The sequence below is a fragment of the Corynebacterium pacaense genome (assembly GCF_900169525.1).
Classification (GTDB): domain Bacteria; phylum Actinomycetota; class Actinomycetes; order Mycobacteriales; family Mycobacteriaceae; genus Corynebacterium; species Corynebacterium pacaense.
In genome coordinates this window covers 1,420,667-1,443,971 of record NZ_LT821240.1, presented here as the reverse complement: position 1 = coordinate 1,443,971, position 23,305 = coordinate 1,420,667, and the positions used below count along the sequence as shown (strand labels likewise).

Sequence of the window (23,305 nt, the reverse complement as noted above, 5' to 3'; positions counted from 1 at the left end):
CGCACGATTGAGATTTTCGTGGCGGGCTCCGGCAGCTTCGGCATAGGGTGGCACATACGCGATGCAAATGTGCTCGCGGTCACAAAATCAGATTCATTGTCACCTGACGCACAAGATCTCTGTGTGGTGACCGGAGAGAGAAGAGGAAACCAGCGATGACCGTGTATGCAAATCCCGGGACCGAAGGTTCAATCGTCAACTACGAGAAGCGCTATGACAACTACATCGGCGGCCAGTGGGTGGCCCCGGTCGAGGGCCGCTACATGGAGAATATCTCCCCCGTCAACGGTGAGGTTTTCTGTGAGGTCGCGCGCTCCACGGCGGCGGACGTGGAAAAGGCTCTCGACGCCGCGCACGCGGCCGCCGATGCCTGGGGAAAGACGTCGGTCGCTGAGCGTGCACTGATCCTGCATCGCATCGCCGATCGCATCGAGGAGCACCTCGAGGAGATCGCAGTGGCCGAGACCTGGGAGAACGGCAAGGCTGTCCGGGAGACACTGGCCGCCGACATTCCCCTGGCCGTGGATCACTTCCGCTACTTCGCGGGTGCCATTCGTGCGCAGGAGGACCGTTCCTCCCAGATCGACCACAACACCGTCGCCTACCATTACAACGAGCCCATCGGTGTCGTGGCACAGATCATCCCGTGGAACTTCCCTATTCTCATGGCCACCTGGAAGATCGCCCCGGCACTGGCGGCCGGCAACACCATCGTTCTCAAGCCGGCAGAGCAGACCCCGGCCTCCATTCTCTACCTGCTCAACATCGTCGGGGATCTGATCCCGGACGGCGTGCTCAACGTCATCAACGGACTCGGCGAGGAGGCGGGTGTCGCCCTCTCCGGGTCCGACCGCATCGGCAAGATCGCCTTCACCGGTTCCACCCAGGTGGGCAAGATCATCAACAGGGCCGCCGCGGACAAGATCATCCCGGTCACCCTCGAGCTCGGCGGAAAATCGCCCTCGATCTTCTTTGCCGACGTGCTCTCCCAGGATGACGCGTTCCGGGAGAAGGCGGTGGAGGGCTTCGCGATGTTCGCCCTCAATCAGGGCGAGGTCTGCACCTGTCCCTCCCGCGCCCTCGTCCACGAGTCCATCGCCGATGAGTTCCTCGAACTCGGCGTCAAACGGGTCCAGAGCATCAAGCTGGGCAACCCGCTCGACACCGAGACGATGATGGGGGCCCAGGCATCGCAGGAGCAGATGGAGAAGATCTCCAGCTATCTCAAGATCGGACCGGAGGAGGGCGCGCAGACACTCACCGGCGGCAAGGTCAACAAGATCGACGGACTGGACAACGGCTACTACATCGAGCCGACCGTGTTCAGGGGCACCAACGACATGCGGATTTTCCGCGAGGAGATCTTCGGCCCCGTTCTGTCCGTGGCCACCTTCTCCGATTTTGATGAGGCCATCCACATCGCCAACGACACCAACTACGGACTCGGTGCCGGGGTGTGGTCCCGCGACCAGAACACCGTCTACCGCGCGGGCCGTGCCATCCACGCCGGACGAGTGTGGGTGAACCAGTACCACAACTACCCGGCGCACGCCGCCTTCGGTGGCTACAAGGAGTCCGGCATCGGGCGTGAGAACCACCTCATGATGCTCGGCCACTACCAGCAGACCAAGAACCTCCTGGTGTCCTACGACCCGAACCCCACGGGCCTGTTCTGATCCCATATTGTTTCCCACGCTTGAGAACTAGAAGGAGTATTACGCATGACCAGCACAATCCCCACCCAGTTTGAAGCAGCACTTGTCGATGAGTTCGGCCCCACCCTCAACATCCGGGACATTGACGTACCCAAGCCCGGTGTCAATCAGGCACTGGTGAAGGTGATCGCCTCCGGGGTCTGCCACACGGACCTCCACGCCGCGGAGGGGGACTGGCCGGTCAAGCCGGAGCCGCCCTTCGTCCCGGGCCATGAGGGTATCGGCGAGGTCATCGAGCTCGGACCGGGAAACCACCACAACGTCGAGGTCGGCGACATCGTCGGCAATGCCTGGCTCTGGTCCGCATGTGGCGAGTGTGAGTACTGCATCACAGGTCGTGAGACCCAGTGCAACTTCGCCGAGTACGGCGGCTACACCGTCAACGGATCCTTCGGTAGCTACATGCTCGTCGATACCCGCTATGCGGCGAGAATCCCGGAGAGCGTCACCAACTACGTGGAGGCCGCCCCGATTCTCTGCGCGGGTGTGACCGTCTACAAGGCGCTGAAGGTGTCCGAGACCCGACCGGGTCAGTTCATGGTCATCTCCGGCATCGGCGGACTCGGGCACATCGCCGTGCAGTACGCCGTCGCTATGGGTCTCAGGGTCATCGCCGTCGATGTCTCCCAGGACAAGCTTGATCTGGCCACCAGGCACGGGGCGGAATTCACCGTCAATGCCCGTGAGGGCGATCCCGCCGAGGTCGTCCAGGAGTACACCGGCGGCGGGGCGCACGGAGTGCTGGTCACCGCGGTCCATGAGAAGGCCTTCCGGCAGGCGATCGACATGGCGCGCCGCGCCGGGACTATCGTGTTCAACGGTCTTCCCCCCGGAGAGTTCCCCGCATCGGTGTTTGAGATCGTGTTCAAGGGCCTGACCATCCGCGGTTCACTCGTGGGCACCAGGCAGGACATGGCCGAGGCGCTCGATTTCTACGCCCGCGGACTGATCAAGCCCACCGTCAGCGAGTGCGCCCTGGATGAGATCAATGACGTCCTCGACCGAATGCGCAAGGGCAAGATCGACGGCCGTGTGGCAATCCGCTACTGACCTGCGACCACCCCCCTGAGGTTGGCCAGGAAACCGGGGTCATTCCAATAGTCCGAATGCCCCACCCCGGAATCCCACACCCGTGCCCCGAAGGGTGCCGTTGTGGGATCCACCCCGTGAATCCCGCCGAAGGCGGTGGCGGCGAAGCCGATCGGATCGGCCCGACCCGTTACCGCGTAGACGCGGGGTTCCGCGCTGTTGAGATTCATATCCGCGGCTCGGAGCACCCCCGCGCCGGGACTGCCCACCAGCACCACCGCATCGCTGTCAAGGCCGTGGCCGCCGGTCGACGCCGCCCCCACCACCGTGGATCCGTAGCTGTAGCCGATGCTCACTCGGCGTTGGTCCGGATTGCGGCGGGCCAGGCCCGCATGAAACTCGCGCAGATCCGCCCCCGCGGAACCGGCCGGAGATCCGGACAGTGCGTGTGGAATGGACCGTGGGGCGTTGTAGCCCATCCACAGCACCGTCGCAGCGCCCGTCGACTGCGCCACGGTACGGGCGCGGTCGATCTGGGTGTGCCACCCGGCGGGATCGGAGGAACCCACACCGGGGACGATGGTGGCCACCGCCGCGGAGGTATCGATATCTCCGATGCTCGCAACGAAGTTCCCTCCGCCGACCTCCAGGAGCCTGAGATCGGGGTTGTCCACGGCAATCCGTGCGATCTCCGGTGGTGCGTTCATCAGATTGTACTGATGCACCGCCTCCGAGGGCAGATCCCCGAACTCCTGCAGTCTGCGCACCGGGCCGACTGACGTGCCGGTGCACAGTGCCTCGATCTCGCGGGCGCACATGAAATCCAGGAGTAGGGCCAGCCCGGCGAGCTTCTCCAGCATCAGTGTCATGGACGGCGAATAGTCGGCGATATCTTCCATGATGGCCAGATAGCCCTCGAGGTCCCCCGTGACCACTGCGGTCTCCCTCAGCACCTCCGCCACCCCGGACATGGATTCCGCCGTGCGGGCGACCGGGGCAGCCGCGTTCCTCAAGGCGGTGAATCCCGCGGTGAATGCGAGGGCGGACACATGCTCGGCCAGCCTGTTCCAAAGGCGGTACCGATCCCGTTGCCGCTGCAGCATGGATTCCGCCGCATGGTGCAGGATCTCGGCGGAACGGCGCATATCCCCGCTGCTCGGAGCAAGGGTCACCACAGTCGCCCCAGGGCCGAACCCAGCGTTGCATCCATGGAACGGAAGGTCCGTGCGAGATCGCGGATGCCATGAAGCTGGTCTCCGACTGCGGTATCCGAACGAGCGAGGTCCGACCGCCAGAGCGCCTCCGCGCGTGTCAGTGCGGCTGCGGTGGCCCCGGTGAGCAGAGGGAGATTGAGATGGGGGGCCCGGATCTCGGTGTGCGCCGACGCGGCCAATGAGTCGAACTCGGGATGAATGTGCAGGTCGTTGGGGTTCATGTCCACAATAGAACCCGGATCGCCGGGGCCCGGCAACCTGCTATGGCGCTGATCTGTGTACAGGTGACGGTTATCCACATAGGGTGGGCACCATGCGTATTGCACTCTTGCAGATCTCCACCGGAGCAGATAAAGGAGCCAACCTGGAGTTGGTGCGGTCCCGTGCCTCGGCCGCGGCGGAGCAGGGGGCACGGTTGCTGGTGTTTCCCGAGGCGACCTCCCAGGCCTTCGGTACGGGGCGTCTCGACGCGCAGGCCGAGGACCTCGACGACGGTGTCTTCGCACAAGCGTTGAAGGATCTCGCACAGGACCTGGGGGTGGTCATCGTTGCGGGTATGTTCACCACGGCGGATACGGTCCGGCGCGATGGGAATTCAATCAACAGGGTCCACAATACGGCGCTGGTCACGGGCCAGGGTCTCCACGAGGGATACAACAAGATCCACACCTATGATGCCTTCGGCTACCGGGAGTCCGATACCGTCAAACCCGGAGACACGTTGCATGTCTTTGAGTGCGACGGCGTCAGAGTCGGTGTGGCCATCTGCTATGACATCCGTTTTCCTGAGCAGTTCAAGGATCTGGCACGCAGGGGCGCCGAGGTGATCGTTGTGCCCACCTCCTGGCAGGATGGAGCGGACAAGGTGGAGCAGTGGCGGGTCCTCAGCAGGGCGAGGGCGTTGGACTCGACCTCCTGGATCCTTGCCTGCGGGCAGGCACGACCGCGGGAGGAGCGGACGGGCCCCGCCGGCATCGGACATTCCGCCGTCATCGATCCGGCCGGTCGGGTGATCGCCGAGGGCGGAGACCGGGAGCAGACGATCATCGCGGACATCGATCCGGAACTGGTGTCCCGGATCCGGAAGTCCATCCCGGTCCTGTCCTAGGGTGTGCTGCCAAAGAGTTTCAGTTTGTGGCTCCGGGAAAATAGCATCCATTTCACCAGACGTCATTTCTGATGAAATCTGGGCGATCATTGGCGAGTTGTTCCCACCCTGCATGATAGGCGGACGCCCCCGTTGATCGACGATTGATGGTGGAGGCCACGGCCTGGCGGGATCCTTCCGAACGGTTCGGAAACTGGAACACCGCGTACAGACTTCCATCAATGGTCCAAAGACGGGGTATGGATGACACCGTTGACCCGTGTGCAGTCCCTCAACGACGCCGCAGGTGCGTCACCATTGACTCCACCATCAACCGTGTCCATCAGCACGGTATCAGCCACCCCCGCCACACAGAGGGCACTAACGAATGACAACAATCCGCGTGATCTGGAACCGGTAGATCACTGCATAGGAAGTTCACGGGGTGGATTGACCAGGAAAGCCCATCTTGTTGCAGATGGACGCGGTCGCGCATCGTCCATCGCGCCAGCCGGGGAAACACCAGTGATAAAACAATGCCGGCCGCGACCAAGGATGCCATATCTGTCCCGCGGATAGGTGGTGGGCGAGACCGGAAAAGACCGGATCGGGTGCTGGCGGACAGGGATTACCCATCGAAGTTCAATCGGCGGTGGCTGCGCGCCCACGGGATGAAAAGCAACGATCCCTGAGCGTGATGATCAGGTCCTAAAACGAAGGAAGAAGCCCGGGCATCCCTTTGAGTTCGGTGCCGAGCAGAGGAAACGGCACAAAAGACGCAACGTGGACACACTTTTTAAACACGACTGTGGTGCTAGAAGGAAAGGCAACGGATGCTTCCGGGCGGCGTGCCCCTGGCGATCATCGCGTCACGGACCCCTTCCGTTTTTTCTGCGGGTCCTGCGATCAGTACCTCGCGATCTGACCAGGTGCCGTAGCTGGTCACCGCGTCGGCAAGCGAACCCACCTGCACCAGATGCAGTCCGCGGGGCGGCCGCGACGCCTCTGTGGCCTGGACCCACCACTCATCGATTTCGTGGGTGACCACGGGCACCACGGACAGCCAGGGGCAGGCGGCTGCGAAGTTCCACAATCCCATCAGCTCGTAAAGCTCGCCGGGGTACTCCGCGCCGACGAAGAAGTGCACCCGTGGCGGGTTGGGTCTGTTCACGATCTCAAGCATGATCGAACGCAGCGGGGCAAGGCCCGTGGCGAAACCGACGAGCAGCAGCTCCGCACCTGATTCGATGGCGTTGTCCGATAGATTGCCCAGCCCGTTCCCGATCCTCCAGCGGTCGCCCGGTTGGGTGGAGGCCAGGAGGGTGGCGATGCTGTCGGCATCGGACTGCACATGGAACTCAACCTGGCCCCACTGGTTGGGGGGAATCGAGGGGCAGAGGAATCGCCACACATTCGGCAGGAAATCAGCGGTCACGGCCATGTACTGCCCCGGCCGGTAGTCGAGTGGCCGGTCGGCGACCAGGCGCACGACGGAGAACCGCCTGCTTCTCCTTTCCACCTCGGCGACCGTGGCGCCGGTTGATGCGGGCACACCCGCGAGATCCAGCCGGCGGGTGGTTTCGGCCATGTCCCGGAAAACGATCTCCACCGCACGTTCGGCGTGGAAGACCTCCTCGAAGGACAGGTCCGTGCACAGCTTGCGGAGCTCCTCCTGAATAATGGAACTGAACAGCAGATAGAACTCCGGGGTCATTCCGAAACGGCGGTAGTCCGTTGCCAGTGACTCAGCCTCCCGCAGCACCACCCGATCGACGTTCTTCCGATCGGCGACGGTGGAGATGAGCGTGGACAAGGAGGAGCAGAGGGACACGTGGGTCCGATCGGACTGGCCCGGGAGGTAGAGGTGGGCGAGCGCGTCCGCGGTGTGGAGCCTGTCCAGAACCGCACCCAGAAAAGCCGCGGAGTTCTCCTCGATTCGGGAGGCCACAGCGTTAGTAGGTTGATGATTCACGTCTTCCATTGTGCACCCCGATCAGGGATTTGTCCGGAATCTCACCGGCTGCGATGCTGGAAAACCCTCCGCCGGGGGCTGCTACTTCCCAGGGGTGGCGGCGCGGCAGGTCGGCTCCATGAGTGATCGGGTCCTGTGTCCGCCTACTCCAGGCGGGCCCGGGAGTACATCGATGGTGTCGCCAGGATCGACCACTCCCTTTGAATCCGAGCGTGCGCCTCTGCTCGCCTGGGCGCGCGGGATCTCAGGTCCTGTGCCCGACGTCGGGTGCGGGCCGGGACAGTGGACGGACTTCCTCGGCGGAGTCCCGGCCCCGTTCTCGCACATTCACACCGGACCCGAGCTGATCGGCGAGCCACTGGCGGAGTGCGCACGGGCCATCGGTGATGGCGGGAGCCTGTTCCTCGGCTTCTTTGCAGGAACGGCGGGTTAGCTGTAGGTGTACTTCCCTGTGACGTTGTGAACGCGTTCTGAGGGGGTCTGGTCGCCGATCCCGGTGTGGGGTCTATGGTGATTGTAGTGATGCAGCCATGTCTCGTAGGCGGTGGCTCGCTCGGCTTCGCTGGCGTAGGGCTTGACGTAGGCCCACTCGGTGGCGAGGGTGCGGTTTAAGCGCTCGACTTTGCCATTGGTCTGGGGATGGTAGGGCTTGGTCCGCTTGTGCTTGATGTTCTCACCCAGGGCGTTGGCGAAGGCGCGGGAGCGGTAGCAGGAACCGTTGTCGGTCATCACGGCTGTGACGGTCACGCCCAGGCTTGCGAAGAACGCGTTGGCGCGGGTCCAGAACCCGGCCGCGGTCTCCTTGCGTTCGTCGTCGAGGATTTTTGAGTATGCCAGCCGTGAGTGGTCGTCCACGCCGTGATGGAGGTAGCGGTAGTCGCGGGAGCTGGCCGCGCCGGCACGTGCTGCCTTGTCGCGGGCAGTGCCAGCGCGACGGTCTTGGGGTGATCCGCGACCGTGGGCGCGCCACCCGCCACCGTTGGGGATGCGGCCTTGCTTCTTGATATCTACGTGCACCAGCTGGCCTGGTGCTGCGACCTCGTACCGGACCGGTGTGGGCTTGCGCACCGGCAGCCCGGTGGCCTGGTCGATGTTGACCAGCTTGGGCATGTCGTATCGTGCCAGTACCCGCCCGAGCGTGGATCGGTGCGAGCCTAGGTGGTACGCGATCCGGTGCGGACCCCACCAGCGGGTGAACCGTAATGCGACGATCCGCCGTTCGGTCTTGCGTGGTAGTCGGTTCGGCGAGGTCAGCGGCTTCGAGCTGCGGTCCGTTAACGGTAGCCCTGCCCGGTACCGGTCGGCCCACCGTTTCGCCGTCGCGGGCGAGCACTGGAACCGTTGCGCCGCTCGCCGCAGCGGCCAGCGTCTATCGACGATGAGAACAACAAGACGACGACGCCCCTCGGGCGTCAAGGGTGCATTAGCGTGTGTCACGAAGGCCTCCGGTGTCTAGACGTGAGTGTGGTAACCCACATCTTGCCCGGAGGCCTTCGCCTACCTGACCCGTTCACAACGTGTCGGGGAAGTACAGTTAGCCCTTTGAACATGCGGTGACCACCGCATACCACTGGTCCGTGGAGGCACTGACCGGTCATCTCGAGCACACGGGTTTCAGGGTGCAGGATTCACGGACCCGGCAGCTCCCGGGTACACGGACCAGGGCGGCGATCATGGCGCGGAGAATGCCGCGGCTGGAAACGGGTCTCCGGGCGCCGGTACCATGACCTGCGCGTCGATAAGGGCGCGTGTGGCGAGGTACAACTAGACCGTGGAGCCCTCGACCTTGCCCTCCCAGTTCGGCTTCCAGCCCAGTGCCGGGGCGACGTGTTCTGCGAAGTTGCGCAGAATGGAGGCGTTGATCTCGACTCCCAGCTGGTTGGGGATCGTGAGCATAAGGGTATCGGCGTCCATGACGGCGGCATCGGCCCTGAGCTGATCGATCAGCTCATCCGGTGATCCGACGTAGGAGCGGCCGAAGGTGCTGCGGGTGTCATCGATGATTCCGATCTGGTCCTCGCTCTGTCCCTGGAGCCCGAAGAGTTCGCGGTCCCGGTCGGTGACAATGGGGAAGACCGTCCGGGACACAGATACCCTGGGCGTCCAGTCGTGGCCGGATTCCTTCCAGGTACTGCGATAGCGCTGGATCTGATCGTACTGCAGGTCGCCGAGGCTCTGTCCGGTCGCCTCGGTGAGCAGGGTGGAACTCATGAGATTGACGCCGTCCCTGGCCGCCTGTTCCGCCGTGTTCCTGGATCCCGCGCCCCACCAGATGGATTTCCGCAGTTCAGGATCGTGCGGGAAGATCGGAAGAGCGGCACCGGGGCGGTACATCCGCGGGTACTGGGAGTCCGCGGCGACCGCCATGCCCTCGCCGTCGATGGCATCGAGGAAGCGGAGGAACTTCTTCCTGGCCATTTCAGCGGCACGGGGATCGTCGCCACCGTTGTAGCCGAAGGCCTCCCAGCCCTTGTCGGCGGGCTCGGGCGATCCCCGGGACACTCCGAGTGCGACTCTGCCGTCGGCAAGCAGGTTCAGTGCGGCGGCCTCCTCCGCGAGATAGAGCGGATTCTCATAGCGCATGTCAATGACACCGGTACCGACCTCGATGTGCTTGGTGGCGCCGATGACGGCACCGAGAAGCGGCATGGGTGATGCGTTTTGTGGTGCGAAGTGATGGACGCGGAAATAGGCGCCGTTGACGCCGATACTGTCCGCCTCACGGGCCAGATCGAGTGCCTGGTGGAGCATCTCGCGTTCGTGGCCTATCTGGTAGTGGCCGAAACTCAAAAATCCGAATGCTTTCATGGATTCCACATTGCCACCACTTAGGTGATGTGTCAACAACTAGCGGCGGAGCAGCTTCACCGCGGTGCGGCCCGCCAGTCGACCGGCCCGGGTCGCGCCGATCGTCGAGGCCGTTGAACCGTAACCCACCAGCAGGACCCGCGGATCCACGGCGGGGGTCACTTCGTCGACAAGTGGAATGCCCCTGCCGCGGCGCAGTCTCATGGGTGCGAGGTGCCGCAGCGCCGCGCGGAAGCCGGTGTTCCAGAAGATGGTGTCCGCCTTCAGTTCCGTGCCCGCGGGGAAGGGGCGCCAACTCTCCGGTACTGCCAGCCGGGTGGCGTCCGAGGGTCCGAGGCCCTGCGCCCGCGGTGGTGCCGGTGTGCCGAAGATGACGCCGTCCGGGGTGATCCTGTCGAACATTCCCCGGCTGACCAGGATTCCCCGTGCCACGCCGTCCATGTACGGCTCAATCATGGGGATTCCGGTGGTGCGGACCACGCTGGCCGGTTGTCTGCCGGAAAACGTCCGCTCGCGCACCGCGCGTTCCACTGCGAGTCCCCAGCCCCCGTCGAACTGTCCCTCGGTGAAATTCGGTGGACGTCGGGTGGCCCAGGTGGTCTCGGCGGTGCCCTCAAGCTCGAGGAGAAACTGCACCGCGCTGAGTCCGCCTCCGACGACCAGCACGCGCTGTCCGGAGAGGTCCCGGGCGCGACGGTAATTGGCGGTGTGCAGCTGCCGGCCGGTGAAGCTGCCGATTCCCGGAATGAAGGGCACATAGGGGTTGGTCCAGGTGCCGGTGGCATTGAGAACGATACGTGTCAGCCAGCTGCGCCCGTCCTCCGAGCTGACACGGAGGGGGCTGGTGCGATCTTGCGGGTCGGTTGGTTCGACGCGGGTCACCCGGACGGGGCGGACGACCTTCAGGGAGAACTTCTCTTCATAGGAACCGTAGTAACCGGCGACCACCGTCGAGGCCGGTACGGAACCCTCCGGCCTGTCCAGGGTGAGGCCGGGCAAGTCCGCGATTCCGTGGGCTCGGCCGAGGGTGAGGGAGTCCCAGCGGTGGCGCCACGCCCCGCCCGGGCCCTCATTGGAATCCAGGACCAGGAAATCGCGGCCGGGGACCAGGCCCCTGCGGGTGAGTTCGTGTGCCGCCGCGAGGCCGGCCTGGCCCGCTCCGATGATGATTGCCTCGAACATTGTTGCCACATCAACAATGTTAGCATTTCCGTCCATCCCGGGGTGCGTCGTTGACGGAATGCGTGCCGACGCCCACCCCGCAGCACCTGCGACCCCGGCGGCGTTGGCGTAATCTGGGGGATGGTGTCAGGAAACTTGATCGTCAAGCGCTCAACTTTTTGTACTTGAGTGGAACAGACTAAACCCCTTGGGCGTTATACAGGATAGAAACCTCAATAATACCGCGTTGACCTGCGTGCATGTTTCGGGCAGGTTGGGCGTGACAAGGAAAGGACATAACGTATGAGTTCATTCAATCCCACCACCAAGACCTCCGAGGCCATGCAGGATGCCCTCCAGAAGGCATCCGCCAACGGCAACCCGGATATCCGGCCGGCCCACCTCCTGGTGGCGATTCTCGAGCAGAAGGACGGCGTGGCCTCGCCGGTGCTCAAGGCCGTGGGCGTGGATCCGCAGGCCATCCTTCTCGAAGCCGCCAAGCTCGTTGATTCCTACCCGAGGGCATCGGGTACCAACCTGGCCAACCCGAATTTCAACCGTGACGCACTCAATGCGCTGACCGCCGCCCAGGAACTCGCCGGGGAACTCGGAGATGAATACGTCTCAACCGAGGTGCTGCTCGCGGGCATCGCCCACGGCAGCTCCGATGCCGCGGAGCTGCTGAGAAACGCGGGTGCGTCCTATGACGCGATCAAGGGTGCCTTCCCCTCTGTGCGCGGTGGTCAGAAGGTGACAACCCAGGATCCGGAAAGCCAGTTCCAGGCGTTGGAGAAGTACTCCACCGACCTGACCAAGCTGGCCAGGGAGGGAAAGATTGACCCCGTTATCGGTCGTGACCAGGAGATTCGCCGTGTGGTTCAGGTTCTTAGCCGCCGCACGAAGAACAACCCGGTGCTCATCGGTGAACCCGGTGTCGGCAAGACCGCCATCGTCGAGGGGCTGGCACGGCGTATTGTCGCCGGCGACGTGCCGGAATCCCTCAAGGGCAAGTCCCTGATCAGCCTGGATCTCGGTTCCATGGTCGCCGGCGCGAAGTACCGCGGTGAGTTCGAGGAGCGACTCAAGGCCGTCCTCGATGAGATCAAAGGGGCAGAGGGTCAGGTGATCACCTTCATCGACGAACTGCACACGATCGTCGGTGCGGGTGCATCCGGTGAGTCCGCCATGGATGCGGGAAACATGATCAAGCCACTGCTCGCCCGCGGTGAACTCCGCCTCGTCGGTGCCACCACGCTCAACGAATACCGCAAGTACATCGAGAAGGACGCCGCCCTGGAGCGTCGTTTCCAGCAGGTCTTCGTCGGTGAACCCACCGTCGAGGATGCGGTGGGAATCCTGCGCGGACTGAAGGAACGCTACGAGGTCCACCACGGTGTCCGCATCCAGGACTCCGCGCTGGTCGCCGCAGCTGAGCTGTCCAACCGCTACATCACAAGCAGGTTCCTCCCCGACAAGGCCATTGACCTGGTCGATGAGGCCGCGTCCCGGCTGCGCATGGAGATCGACTCCTCGCCGCAGGAGATCGATGAACTCGAACGCATCGTCCGCCGCCTCGAGATCGAGGAGGTGGCGCTGTCGAAGGAGAGCGACGCAGCATCACGGGAGCGCCTGGAGAAGCTGCGTTCCGAGCTTGCCGACGAACGCGAGAAGCTCTCCGAGCTCAAGGCGCGCTGGCAGAACGAGAAATCCGCCATCGACGGGGTCCGTGAATCCAAGGAGGAACTCGAGCGTCTGCGTTCCGAGTCCGACATCGCCGAGCGTGAGGGCGATTACGGCAAGGTCGCGGAGCTGCGCTACGGCCGGATTCCCGAGCTGGAGAAGAAGGTCGCCGAAGCTGAGCAGAACATCGGTGGCGGGGACAATGCCATGCTCTCCGAGGAGGTCACGCCCGACACCATCGCCGAGGTGGTGTCCGCCTGGACCGGCATTCCCGCGGGCAAGATGATGCAGGGTGAGACGGAGAAGCTGCTCAACATGGAAAAGGTGCTGGGCAAGCGCGTGGTCGGTCAGGAGGAGGCCGTGGTGGCCGTCTCCGACGCGGTGCGCCGTTCGCGCGCCGGTGTCGCCGATCCGAACCGTCCGACCGGTTCCTTCCTCTTCCTCGGACCCACCGGAGTGGGTAAGACCGAGCTGGCGAAGGCAGTCGCGGAGTTCCTCTTCGACGATGACCGGGCCATGGTCCGCATCGACATGTCCGAGTACGGCGAGAAGCACTCCGTCGCACGTCTCGTCGGTGCTCCCCCCGGATACGTCGGCTATGACCAGGGTGGCCAACTCACCGAGGCTGTCCGACGCCGTCCCTACACCGTCGTGCTCTTCGACGAGGTGGAGAAGGCGCACCCGGACGTCTTCGACATCCTGTTGCAGGTCCTCGACGAAGGTCGACTCACCGATGGACAGGGACGCACGGTGGACTTCCGCAACACCATCCTCATCCTCACCTCCAACCTGGGTGCGGGTGGCACGCGTGAGCAGATCATGGACGCGGTGAAGAAGGCCTTCAAGCCGGAGTTCATCAACCGTCTCGATGACGTGGTGATCTTCGATCCGTTGTCCCCGGAGCAGCTCACCCACATCGTGGAGATCCAGATCCGGCAGTTGGCGCAGCGCCTGTCCGGTCGCCGCCTGACACTCCGGGTGTCCGACGCCGCCAAGGCATGGCTGGCCGACCGCGGCTACGACCCGGCCTATGGTGCGCGCCCGCTGCGCCGGCTCATCCAGCAGGCCATCGGCGACACCCTCGCCAAGGAACTGCTCGCGGGCACTGTCCGCGACGGTGACGCCGTGCTTGTCGACGTCGCCGACGGCGGCGAGAAGCTCGACGTGAGCAGGCAGAGCTAAAAGGCCGATTGGAATTGTTTTAGGAAGTGTTGAATCATGAAACTCGGCCCTTTCCGGATGAGTCAAGTGCACTTCCTTCACCGACACAGCGATTGCAATTCCTTAGTAACAGGTCCGACTTAAGCACTTGATCGGACCAGTGCAGGCGGTGTCGCGGATGCTGTAGTTCCTTGGGACGTTGTGTAGTTCCTTGGGACGTTGTGAACGCATTGCGCGGTGAAGAAGACCTCCGGCAGGATGTGGGTTACCACACACACTGATGATCCGGAGGTCTTCGTGTCCCATGCTAAAGCACCTCTCACGCCAGTTGGAAGGAAGCTTCTTGCCACCCTAATCGATGATCAGGGCTGGCCGGTTCGTCGAGCCGCAGATCGTTTCCAGGTCTCCCCCGCGACAGCATCGACGTGGGCTGCGAGATATCGAGCGGGTGAGTCACTTGAAGGTGGGCCCAGCCCCCGGAAAGTAGCATCACAGGGGATTTAATTAAGAAGCGGTTCTTGGCATAGCATAACCCCGCTCTTCGAACACTGCAGGGGCGAGATATTTACACCGAGAATGTCGACGCACCGTGTTGTAGCGGGTACACCAGTAGAAAACGTCCCGGCGGCAGGTCAACTGGTTGGCAAATGCCTTGGAATCTTGAAGTACCTCCCGCTTGAGTGCGGCGTTGAAAGACTCCGCCAGAGCATTGTCCGTCCTAGTGGTGTGTCTCTCAAATGGCTAAGTAGTAGTAGTACGGTATCATGATTCCTTGAGTGCGCCTGCAGCCCCACTACCTCTCACCGAGACCGACAAGGCCATTTTGGGCCGGATTGCCGCCTCGACAGCATCCCCGCACCGGGAAGTAATCCGAGCGAAGGTTCTCCTGGCTGCCGGTGAGGGTATTGCCAACTCGATCATCGCCTCCACCTATGGGTTAACAGCGGTCACGGTACGTGCGTGGCGCAAGGATTACCATGCAGATGGCCTCACCAGGTTCGGTGCCATCGCCTCAGGTAGGGGACGTAAACGCAGCATTGATGATGCTACCATCATTGATCTGGTGGAAAAGACCATGCACCAGAATCCCCCCGTGGGGCACACTCATTGGTCGGTGCGCACCATGGCCAAGGAAGTCGGGATCTCTCCTGCCACCGTGCAGCGGATCTGGTCGACCCTGGGTATTAAACCCCACCGGGTGGATAGTTGTAAGATCTCCACGGATCCACAGTTCACCGAGAAACTCATCGACGTTGTCGGTCTCTATCTCAACCCCCCGGACAAGGCGGTGGTGGTGTGTATGGATGAGAAATCCTCGATCCAGGCCCTGGATCGGACCCAGCCATCATTACCGATGGTCACAGGCCGAGGGGACACCATGACCCATGACTACAAGCGAAACGGCACCACCACACTGTTCCCCGCCCTGGACGTACTCACAGGAAAAGTGATCGGGTCGCGTCTGCCCAAGCACCGCCACCAGGAGTTTCTGACATTCCTTAACACCGTTGACTCCCAGGTACCAAAGGGTTTGCAGGTTCATGTGATCTTGGATAACTACGCCACACATAAACACCTCGAGGTGAAGAAATGGTTGGATAAGCATCCGCGGTTTCATTTCCACTTCACTCCCACGTCCTCATCCTGGCTCAATCAGGTCGAACGCTGGTTTCGTGAGTTGACGGACAAGAACCTTAAACGGGGTGTCTTTCCTACCGTGGGGAGCTTGATTGCCAGTATCAATAGGTTCTTAGATGGGCATAATGATGATCCCCGCCCGTATGTGTGGACCGCTACTGCTGAGGAGATCCCGCGGAAGGTGGAGTCCGCTAAAGCGAAGCTTCAGCAAGTAGTTAACCAAAACTGAGACACACCACCCCTGAGCAAACTCAACAAACAAGCGTTCTACTGTCTACAGAACTTGACACAGCCCAACCTACGACAGCGAAGAAGCCAGAGCCGCAACCTACGACGCCTGGCTCCACCACTACAATCGTCACCGACCCCACACCGGGATCAGAGGACAAACCCATTCAGAACGCGTTCACAACGTGTCGGGGAAGTACAGCTAGCCCCGGAGTTTTTGTGGTTGTGGCCCCAGACCCGCAGCGATTCTTTCGAGACTCCCAGTTCCTTTGCGATCCGGGTGACCGCCCCGTGAGCGGTGTCGGGATCGGACTGGGCGTTTATGACGAGCTCTACAGCGCGCTACTTGAGCTCGTCAGTGTACTTGATGGGCATGTGAGAGTTTCCTTTTCCAATTTCCTACCCTCCATTGAACCCGGGACGAACCATTCCGCCATCGGTTTCCTTAGCCCGGTGGCCTATGAAATATCACTTGATCAGCCAGCTGCGGCATTGTTGGCCGCTTAACTACCTGTCCACGACTTGCGGGCAAGCCCAGGTAGCTATGGGCGGGTGCTGATTCCTTATGAGAGCTGATCTTTGGCAGATCAGAAACCTGTGGTGTTCGCTTGCATCTAGAATCAGACATATGCCCTCATCCTCAACCGTGGTCTACTACGTGTCACGCTTCATCGTGATCGGCCCGGCGCTCCGCGTGTTCGGTCGGCCACGCTTTCAGGGGCTTGATCTTGTTCCCCGCACCGGCCCGGTGATACTAGCCGCAAACCACCTTGCTGTTGTGGACTCCTTCTATCTCATCATGGCGGCGCGCCGGGAGGTGAAGTTCCTGGCCAAGAGTGACTACTTCACCGGAACCGGTCTGAAGGGCAGACTCCAGCGCTGGTTTTTTACGTCGGCGGGTCAGATTCCCGTTGATCGCAGCGGTGGTGACGCCGCTACCGGATCGCTGGATGCCGCCATAGAGTTGTTGGGGTCGGGGCAGGCATGGGGGATTCACCCCGAGGGAACACGGTCGCCGGACGGGAACATGCACAAGGGACGGACCGGTGTCATTCGGGTTGCCCTGGCCACCGGCGCACCGATTCTTCCCGTGGCGATCACCGGCACGGAGCCGCGACCGGGGTGGCGGAAGATCCTGCCGCGGCGGGTAACCGTGACAGTGCTGTCCCCCTTCGACCTGTCGGGGGTGGACCCCGATGACAGGGATTCGGTCCGTGCCGCGACAGATGCTCTCATGCGGGAGATCGCCGCTGTCACGGGGCAGAAGTATGTTGATACCTATGCGCGCAGGTGGAACGCCGAGGGCCCCGGTGGTTCCGAAGGATCTCCGTCTGCCTGAAAAGGAGGTGTGTGTGGCGACGCGCATGATGATGCGGGTTCCGCTGGACGTTTCGGCGGCCGAGTCTGAGCACGTGCTCGTTGAGGATCTCGGTGGTGGGTTATTCATCATCGTGTCCGTCCCCGCCGTGTCAACGCAGTGTGCCCTCGGGGATGTCGTCCGAGGGGAGTGGGTGGAGGGGATGTGCGAGTTTCGCGGTGTGGAGATCCGCGGGGGCAACACCACCCTCCGGATGCTTGTCGACGCCTCCCTCATTGACACCCTGCTCGCTCACCTGGAGGCGCTCGGGTGTCGCCACATTCAGCCGCTGCCAGGAATGGTGTCGGTGAACATTCCAGTGGATGCGCCGGCGCACGGGTTGTCCGTGCTCATCGGGGATTATGTCGAACAGGGGTTGATCACCGTGGCTGAGGGTGATCTCGACTCGATGGGATAGGGCGGTGCGACATTGCGCGGAGTGTCGCTGCCTTCACCGAGCCTGTCCATCTTCTGGAATGCCGCGTTGATCAGTACTTCGTATTCAACTATGGGTAAAGCTGTTGACGAATCGTAAAATGTCAGTTAGGAAGATATTATGGGTGACAATACAGCGAAGGACATCTGGCCGCCTCTCGGAAAGGGCGAGGGACGGACGTGCTGGCACGCCTCGGTGGGGTCCGCTAAGGAGGGGCGGCTTGTTCTTCTGCAGGCTACGGGGATGGCTGTCTTCATGACGGTGATCTTCCAATCCCATTTCTGGGATTGGGGTGGGATCATCCGGTTTTTCGCCCAGGCGGTGTTTCTCGTGTTCATTGCCTTGGTGACGCGTTGCATGGTCACCGTCCGTAGGGTTCATCCGCTCGGGCATCGGCGCCTGATCATTGCGGCGTGTGCTCTTCCCATGGCGGCCGTAGTGATCGGTGGATGGTTCTGGATCGTGCCACTGAACCATGGCACCTCCTGGATGATAACGACAGCGGTGGCTGTAGTCTCCTGCCTGCCTCTTGCGGTGGTGGGGCTGCGCCTGATTCGGCAGGGAAAGAAATGAACCTCGCCGAGGCGCGGGCAGCGCTGGATGACCGCATTCACTCCCCGGTTCGTCTCACCCTGATGGCCGCGCTGAACTCCGTTGACTCCGTGGACTATCAGACCCTGCGGGAGGAACTCGGTGTGAGTTACTCACTCCTGTCCAAGCATGCCGGCATTCTGGAGGGCGTGGGCTATCTCCGGATCACCAAGGCGTTCGCCGGTCGTACCCCGACGACACGGATGAGTGTGACACGGGCCGGCCGGGATGCCTTCGAACGTCACCTGGGCGCCCTGGATCGAATCATGCAGGGGTTGACCTAGGGCGTGTCTTGCAAATGAATTCTGTGGGAGCTGAGATCGTGGAGGTATGTCTCGATTTCAGCTCCTCTTAGACGACCAATGGACACTGATTGCTGATTTGTTGCCTGGTCCGACGGGCAAGAAGGGCCGCCCGTTCGCCGACGCCCGACTGATGGTCGAGGGGATCATTTGCCGGTATCGATGCGGGATCGCGTGGCGAGACCTTTTGCAAGACACGCCCTAGCGGGGTGAGCCATCCTGCAGGTGCGTGTGGTCGCGACGGTGTGCGGGAATACGCACTTTAGCGATTAATAGAAGCTCACGGGGAGGCACCCTCTCCGATTCTGGGGGTACCATTGACATGGCTCCGGCGAGTCGGTGATTTGCTCCCCAAAGATACTGATCCGGAGGATCCCCGCGCTGAAGAGGGATGAATTGATGTGCCTCTCACACCACCCGCGTCACGGTGACCAGCAGAAGCTCAGCTCTGGTGAAGGGGTCGGAGAGATCCACCTCGCAGATGTCCTCGATCTGGGTGATCCGTGTGCGCAGGGTGTGGCGGTGCACCCCGAGGGAGGAGGCTGCGGCGCTTGCAGCCCCGCCGCTGCGCAGATAGGCCTCGAGGGTGCGCATGAGATCAGTGGACTTCTCTGCGTCATGGGTGGTGAGCCTGTCCACGGTTTCCGCGGCCCGGCGGTCGAGGGCCTGGCGGACCGCATCATCCTGGAGCCAGCCGGAACCGGCTTCGTAGGGGCCGGCGGCGTCGCCAAGCGAGAGCGTCTGCACGGCGACCTCCAGGGCGCGCACCCGTTCCATGGTCAGTTCCCGCCACGGTACCGGTTCGCCCACGGCGATTCTGATGGAGGATCCCGCTGCGCCGAATCGGCTGACCACATCCTGTACGGTGCGTGATCCGCGGACGAGAATCAGGCGGCTCAGGGGACCTGTGTCCAGGGCGAAGAGATACCGGCCCTGGTTGGCCAGCGAGGTGTCGAGGTGCTTCAGCGCGCGGTTGAGGGGGAGTGCACGGTCCGCGTGGATGAGCACGGGGCGTACCCTCCCGGAGGCGTCGGAGACCGAATCCAGGACACTGTCCATGGCCTGGTCGCCGGCGTCGATGTGCAGCAGCAGGGACAGGGCGAGGGTGTTGAGTTCATTGCGGGCCCGGCGCAGGTAGATGGGTCGCTGGAGGAGGATGTCGGCGAGGCCGGCCGCATGTTTGATGATGCTGCGTTCGGGTCCGTGGAAGGTGTGTTCGGCGATCACCACCATGAGGTGGGTGCGTTCACCCTGCTGCTCCATCCGCTGCATGATGCGGTGGAGGTTACCGACGGTGTCGGCGCTGCTCAGCGCCTTGCCCGCCGTGGCCACCTCGCGGGCGTGCGCGGATGCCTTCACCTGGCCACGGTCGTGTGTTGCCACGATCCGACCGTCGTTGTCCGAGATGGCGATGGCCGCGGCGAGGAAATCGGAGGTGGTGTCGATCAGTTCCTGGAGTCCGCCGTGGATGGCGGCCGAGTTGAGCTTCTCCTGTATGTCCAGGAGCCGTTCCTGTTGACGCCGGCTCCTGCGGAGCCGTTCACTCTGCACCGCGGTGAGGATGGAGAGGAAGGGGATTCTCCGGGGGACCTCGAACAGGGCGAGCCCGGTCTCCTCCGCCGCAGTGATGAGATCATCCGGCACCGATTCGAAGACGAGGCCGGTGCCGAATCCGATGCCCACTGCGCCGATCTCCGCCAGGCGCCTGGTGTACCCGTGGAAATCCTCCGTCGAGTTCTCGAAGGCGAGCCCGACGGTGAGCACCACCGCTCCCTGGACGAGGAACTCTCCGGGATCCTTCAACTCGCTCGGTTGGCAGAGCAGAAACTCCGGATGCCCCGTCCGAATGGGGGTGAGTTCCAGATTCTTCAGCGAATAGAGCCAGTTGAGGGGGAGCCACTCCTCCCGTGGCCAATCGGATTTCTGCAGGTCAAAAGAAATTGCCACCGCGTGGCCTCCAATCTGTACAAATGGTCAACCCATAATCGACATGGTGGCCATATCGTTCCGAGATTACCCCACGGCATACTCACTCACATCACGTGCACCACCTCACATTTTCACTGAAAGGGACACCATGAAAGATCTGACCTACCGCCTCCCCCAGAAGCGCTCCGTCGTGACCGAACTGCCCGGACCGGCCAGCGCTGCTCTGGCGAAGCGTCGTGATGCCGCGGTCCCCCGCGCCGTCACCCCCAGCCTGCCCGGCTACGTCGTCGACGCAGACGGCGGTGTTCTGGTTGACGCAGATGGCAACTCCTTCCTCGACCTCGCCTCCGGCATCGCCGTGACCAGCGTCGGAGCCTCCAACCCCGCCGTCGTCGAGGCCGTGCGCGAATCCGTCGGGCACTTCACCCACACCAGCTTCATGGTCTCGCCTTATGAGTCCTATGTCGCCGTCGCGGAGAAGCTGGCCGAGATCACGCCCGGTGACCACGACAAGCGCACCGTGCTGCTGAACTCCGGTGCCGAGGCCGTGGAGAACGCAGTGAAGATCGCCCGCAACCACACCGGTAAGAATGGCGTCGTCGTGTTCGACCGCGCCTATCATGGCCGCACCAACCTGACCATGGCCATGACCGCCAAGAACAAGCCCTACAAGGACGGTTTCGGCCCCTTCGCCTCCGACATCTACCGCGCACCGATGTCCTACCCCCTGCGTGACGGACTCACCGGCGCCGAGGCGGCCGGGCGCACCATCACCATGATCGAGCAGGAGATCGGGGCCGACAACCTGGCCTGCATCGTCGTTGAGCCGATCCAGGGCGAGGGCGGGTTTGTCACCCCCGCCGAGGGTTTCCTGCCCGCGCTGAGTCAATGGTGCACGGCCAACGGTGTCATCTTCATCGCCGATGAGATCCAGGCCGGTCTGTGCCGCACCGGCGACTGGTTCGCCGTCGACCACGAGGGCGTTATCCCTGATCTGCTGACCATCGCGAAGGGTATCGCCGGCGGCATGCCACTGTCCGCGGTCACCGGTCGCGCCGACATCATGGACACCCCCATGCCCGGTGCCCTCGGTGGCACCTACGGCGGCAACCCCGTCGCCTGCGCCGCCGCGCTGGCCTCGCTGCAGCAGATGGAGACGCTCGAACTCGCCGCCCGTGCCCGCGAGATCGAGGCCATCGCCCGCGAGGTGCTTGAACCCCTGACCGCTCAGGGACGCGTCGCCGAGGTACGCGGCCGCGGTGCCATGGTGGCCATCGAGATCACCGACGCCGAGGGCAACCCCGACGGTGCCACCACCAAGAAGATCGCCGCCGACTGCCTGGCCAAGGGAGTGCTCATCCTCACCTGCGGACTCGACGGAAACGTCATCCGGCTCCTGCCTCCGCTGGTGATCAGTGAGGAACTGCTGCGTGACGGACTCGACGTCCTCGTCGGTGCCATCGCAGCCAACAGCTAGATCCCGCACACCTCATCCTCACGAAAGCGACATCAACGACCATGAGCATTCCTCAACCTCAGCTTCCAACGGGCCTGCCCACCGATCTCTGGCTGGGTCTCACCCAGGTGCCCTCCTCCTCCGGGGCCACCTTCGAGGTGGATGATCCGGCCACCGGTGAGACAGTGGCCACGGTCGCCGACGCCACCATCGCCGATGCGGCCCGTGCCCTCGACGCCGCGGTTGCCGCGCAGGAGAAGTGGGCGGAGTTCTCCCCGCGGCAGCGTTCGGTGGTTCTCACCCGCATCTTCGAGGTCGTGGCGCAGCGCAGCGAGGACTTCGCACGCACCATGACCATCGAAATGGGCAAACCCCTGGCGGAGGCCCGCGGTGAGGTCGCCTACGGCAACGAGTACTTCCGCTGGTTCGCAGAGGAGGCCGTCCGCATTCCCGGACGCTTCGCAACCGCCCCCGGCGGAAACGGTCACATCCTCGTCTCGCGTGCCGCGGTCGGTCCGGTGCTGGCGATCACCCCGTGGAATTTCCCGCTGGCGATGGCCACCCGCAAGATCGCACCCGCACTCGCCGCCGGGTGCCCTGTCATCGTCAAACCGGCGCATGAAACACCGCTGACCATGCTCCTGCTCGGCGAGGTGTTCGCGCAGGTCTTCGCCGAGCTCGGCGTTCCCGATGGTCTGGTCTCCATCCTCCCGACCACCGATGCCGCCGCCATGTCGGCCCACCTCATGGCCGATCAGCGCCTGCGCAAGGTCAGCTTCACCGGCTCCACCCCGGTGGGACGCCAGCTGGTCCGCCAGGCCGCGGACAATCTCCTGCACACCTCCATGGAGCTCGGCGGCAACGCCCCCTTCGTCATCGCCGCGGATGCGGATCTGGACCTCGTGATCACCTGTGCCATGCAGGCGAAGATGCGCAACGGCGGCGAGGCCTGCATCGCGGCGAACCGCTTCCTCGTCGATGCGTCGATAGCGGAGGAGTTCACCACACGCCTGACCCGGGCCATGGAGGCCGTAATCCCCGGTCACGGCCTGGACGGGGCCACCACCCTCGGCCCCGTCATCACCGCCAAACAGCGGGACCGCATCGCATCGCTTGTCGACGCCGCCCTCGCGGCAGGCGCACAGGCGACAACCGGGGGAACCCTCCCCGACGGCCCGGGTTACTTCTACCCGGCGACCGTGCTCGTCAACGTGCCGGCGGACGCCCGGATCCTCCACGAGGAGATCTTCGGACCCGTGGCCACCATCACCACCTTCACCACCCTCGATCAGGGCATCCGGGCCGCGAACGACACCGAGTTCGGACTCGCATCCTACGGATTCACCACCAACGTCGATACCGCCCAGTACCTCGCGGAGAACCTCCACGCGGGAATGGTCGGCATCAACCGCGGTGCCATCTCGGACCCAGCAGCACCCTTCGGCGGCATCAAGCAGTCAGGTTTCGGCCGTGAAGGCGGCAGCGAAGGCATCGAGGAATACCTCGATGTCCGGTACATCGCGCTCAACTAAGGAAAAGCA

20 protein-coding genes and 3 pseudogenes are annotated in these 23,305 nt (G+C 63.1%); 15 read left to right on the top strand and 8 right to left on the bottom strand.

Going from position 1 to position 23,305, the window contains the following annotated elements:
• Positions 1-155: 155 nt before the first annotated feature.
• Positions 156-1,676, top strand: coding sequence for an acetaldehyde dehydrogenase ExaC (gene exaC / locus B7E02_RS13715; RefSeq protein WP_080796808.1), 1,521 nt, complete (start codon positions 156-158; stop codon positions 1,674-1,676).
• A gap of 45 nt (positions 1,677-1,721) precedes the next feature.
• Entirely contained in the window at positions 1,722-2,765 is a 1,044-nt protein-coding gene (locus B7E02_RS13710; protein ID WP_080796807.1) for a zinc-dependent alcohol dehydrogenase, read from the top strand.
• Here the strand turns inward: B7E02_RS13710 and B7E02_RS13705 are convergent.
• Together B7E02_RS13705 and B7E02_RS13700 are read right to left on the bottom strand one after the other, a co-directional pair.
• On the bottom strand, positions 2,759-3,916 hold the full coding sequence (locus B7E02_RS13705; RefSeq protein ID WP_080796957.1) for an alpha/beta hydrolase: 1,158 nt from the start codon (positions 3,914-3,916) through the stop codon (positions 2,759-2,761). The two genes, B7E02_RS13710 and B7E02_RS13705, sit on opposite strands and share 7 nt — an antisense overlap.
• Positions 3,913-4,179, bottom strand: a complete 267-nt coding sequence (locus tag B7E02_RS13700; protein WP_080796806.1) for a hypothetical protein — start codon at positions 4,177-4,179, stop codon at positions 3,913-3,915. Before B7E02_RS13700 ends, B7E02_RS13705 begins: the two co-directional genes overlap by 4 nt.
• Positions 4,180-4,271: 92 nt before the next feature.
• Between B7E02_RS13700 and B7E02_RS13695 the strand changes: the two genes are divergently transcribed.
• Entirely contained in the window at positions 4,272-5,066 is a 795-nt protein-coding gene (locus tag B7E02_RS13695; protein WP_080796956.1) for a carbon-nitrogen hydrolase family protein, read from the top strand.
• A 793-nt stretch (positions 5,067-5,859) separates the two neighbouring features.
• Here B7E02_RS13695 and B7E02_RS13690 read toward each other — a convergent pair.
• Positions 5,860-7,026 carry a 2-polyprenylphenol hydroxylase gene (locus tag B7E02_RS13690; RefSeq protein WP_080796805.1) on the bottom strand — a complete coding sequence of 389 codons (1,167 nt, stop codon included), beginning with the start codon at positions 7,024-7,026 and terminating at the stop codon, positions 5,860-5,862.
• A gap of 163 nt (positions 7,027-7,189) precedes the next feature.
• Between B7E02_RS13690 and B7E02_RS13685 the strand changes: the two genes are divergently transcribed.
• Complete coding sequence (locus B7E02_RS13685) at positions 7,190-7,450, top strand: hypothetical protein (RefSeq protein WP_080796804.1); 261 nt, start codon at positions 7,190-7,192, stop codon at positions 7,448-7,450.
• Here B7E02_RS13685 and B7E02_RS13680 read toward each other — a convergent pair.
• The 3 genes from B7E02_RS13680 to B7E02_RS13670 all read right to left on the bottom strand — a co-directional run bounded on the left by B7E02_RS13680 (position 7,447) and on the right by B7E02_RS13670 (position 11,007).
• Positions 7,447-8,454, bottom strand: coding sequence for an IS481 family transposase (locus tag B7E02_RS13680; RefSeq protein WP_080796803.1), 1,008 nt, complete (start codon positions 8,452-8,454; stop codon positions 7,447-7,449). The two genes, B7E02_RS13685 and B7E02_RS13680, sit on opposite strands and share 4 nt — an antisense overlap.
• A gap of 327 nt (positions 8,455-8,781) precedes the next feature.
• Entirely contained in the window at positions 8,782-9,825 is a 1,044-nt protein-coding gene (locus tag B7E02_RS13675) for an LLM class flavin-dependent oxidoreductase (protein WP_080796802.1), read from the bottom strand.
• A 39-nt stretch (positions 9,826-9,864) separates the two neighbouring features.
• Positions 9,865-11,007, bottom strand: coding sequence for an NAD(P)-binding domain-containing protein (locus B7E02_RS13670; RefSeq protein WP_425429811.1), 1,143 nt, complete (start codon positions 11,005-11,007; stop codon positions 9,865-9,867).
• Positions 11,008-11,289: 282 nt separating this feature from the next.
• Between B7E02_RS13670 and clpB the strand changes: the two genes are divergently transcribed.
• Together clpB and B7E02_RS13660 are read left to right on the top strand one after the other, a co-directional pair.
• Entirely contained in the window at positions 11,290-13,848 is a 2,559-nt protein-coding gene (clpB, locus tag B7E02_RS13665) for an ATP-dependent chaperone ClpB (RefSeq protein WP_080796800.1), read from the top strand.
• Between the two features lie 276 nt (positions 13,849-14,124).
• A pseudogene (locus B7E02_RS13660) lies at positions 14,125-14,286 on the top strand (helix-turn-helix domain-containing protein); the annotation flags it as partial.
• Positions 14,287-14,331: 45 nt separating this feature from the next.
• Here the strand turns inward: B7E02_RS13660 and B7E02_RS13655 are convergent.
• Positions 14,332-14,541: pseudogene (locus B7E02_RS13655) on the bottom strand (integrase core domain-containing protein); the annotation flags it as partial.
• 58 nt (positions 14,542-14,599) lie between these two features.
• Here B7E02_RS13655 and B7E02_RS13650 point away from each other — a divergent pair.
• From B7E02_RS13650 to B7E02_RS14960, 7 genes and pseudogenes are all read left to right on the top strand, one after another.
• A complete protein-coding gene (locus B7E02_RS13650; protein WP_080796798.1) occupies positions 14,600-15,694 on the top strand; it encodes an IS630 family transposase in 1,095 nt (364 codons plus the stop codon).
• A gap of 70 nt (positions 15,695-15,764) precedes the next feature.
• Positions 15,765-15,899 (top strand): annotated as a pseudogene (locus B7E02_RS14210) (IS481 family transposase); the annotation flags it as partial.
• A 422-nt stretch (positions 15,900-16,321) separates the two neighbouring features.
• Positions 16,322-17,032: a lysophospholipid acyltransferase family protein gene (locus tag B7E02_RS13645; protein WP_179129736.1), complete on the top strand. Its 711-nt coding sequence runs from the start codon at positions 16,322-16,324 to the stop codon at positions 17,030-17,032.
• 13 nt (positions 17,033-17,045) lie between these two features.
• Complete coding sequence (locus B7E02_RS13640; RefSeq protein WP_179129735.1) at positions 17,046-17,468, top strand: DUF4265 domain-containing protein; 423 nt, start codon at positions 17,046-17,048, stop codon at positions 17,466-17,468.
• 261 nt (positions 17,469-17,729) lie between these two features.
• Entirely contained in the window at positions 17,730-18,059 is a 330-nt protein-coding gene (locus B7E02_RS13635) for a hypothetical protein (RefSeq protein WP_143336768.1), read from the top strand.
• A complete protein-coding gene (locus B7E02_RS13630; protein ID WP_080796795.1) occupies positions 18,056-18,361 on the top strand; it encodes a winged helix-turn-helix domain-containing protein in 306 nt (101 codons plus the stop codon). Before B7E02_RS13635 ends, B7E02_RS13630 begins: the two co-directional genes overlap by 4 nt.
• A gap of 46 nt (positions 18,362-18,407) precedes the next feature.
• Positions 18,408-18,584, top strand: a complete 177-nt coding sequence (locus B7E02_RS14960) for a transposase (protein ID WP_218672394.1) — start codon at positions 18,408-18,410, stop codon at positions 18,582-18,584.
• A 203-nt stretch (positions 18,585-18,787) separates the two neighbouring features.
• Here the strand turns inward: B7E02_RS14960 and B7E02_RS13620 are convergent, their stop codons facing one another.
• Positions 18,788-20,326, bottom strand: coding sequence for a PucR family transcriptional regulator (locus B7E02_RS13620; protein WP_245802282.1), 1,539 nt, complete (start codon positions 20,324-20,326; stop codon positions 18,788-18,790).
• A gap of 130 nt (positions 20,327-20,456) precedes the next feature.
• On the opposite strand from B7E02_RS13620, the gene gabT reads away from it, so the two are divergent.
• Complete coding sequence (gene gabT / locus B7E02_RS13615) at positions 20,457-21,785, top strand: 4-aminobutyrate--2-oxoglutarate transaminase (protein ID WP_080796794.1); 1,329 nt, start codon at positions 20,457-20,459, stop codon at positions 21,783-21,785.
• Between the two features lie 41 nt (positions 21,786-21,826).
• Positions 21,827-23,296 (top strand): NAD-dependent succinate-semialdehyde dehydrogenase, encoded by a 1,470-nt coding sequence (locus tag B7E02_RS13610; protein WP_080796793.1) that lies wholly within the window; start codon positions 21,827-21,829, stop codon positions 23,294-23,296.
• Positions 23,297-23,305: the final 9 nt, after the last annotated feature.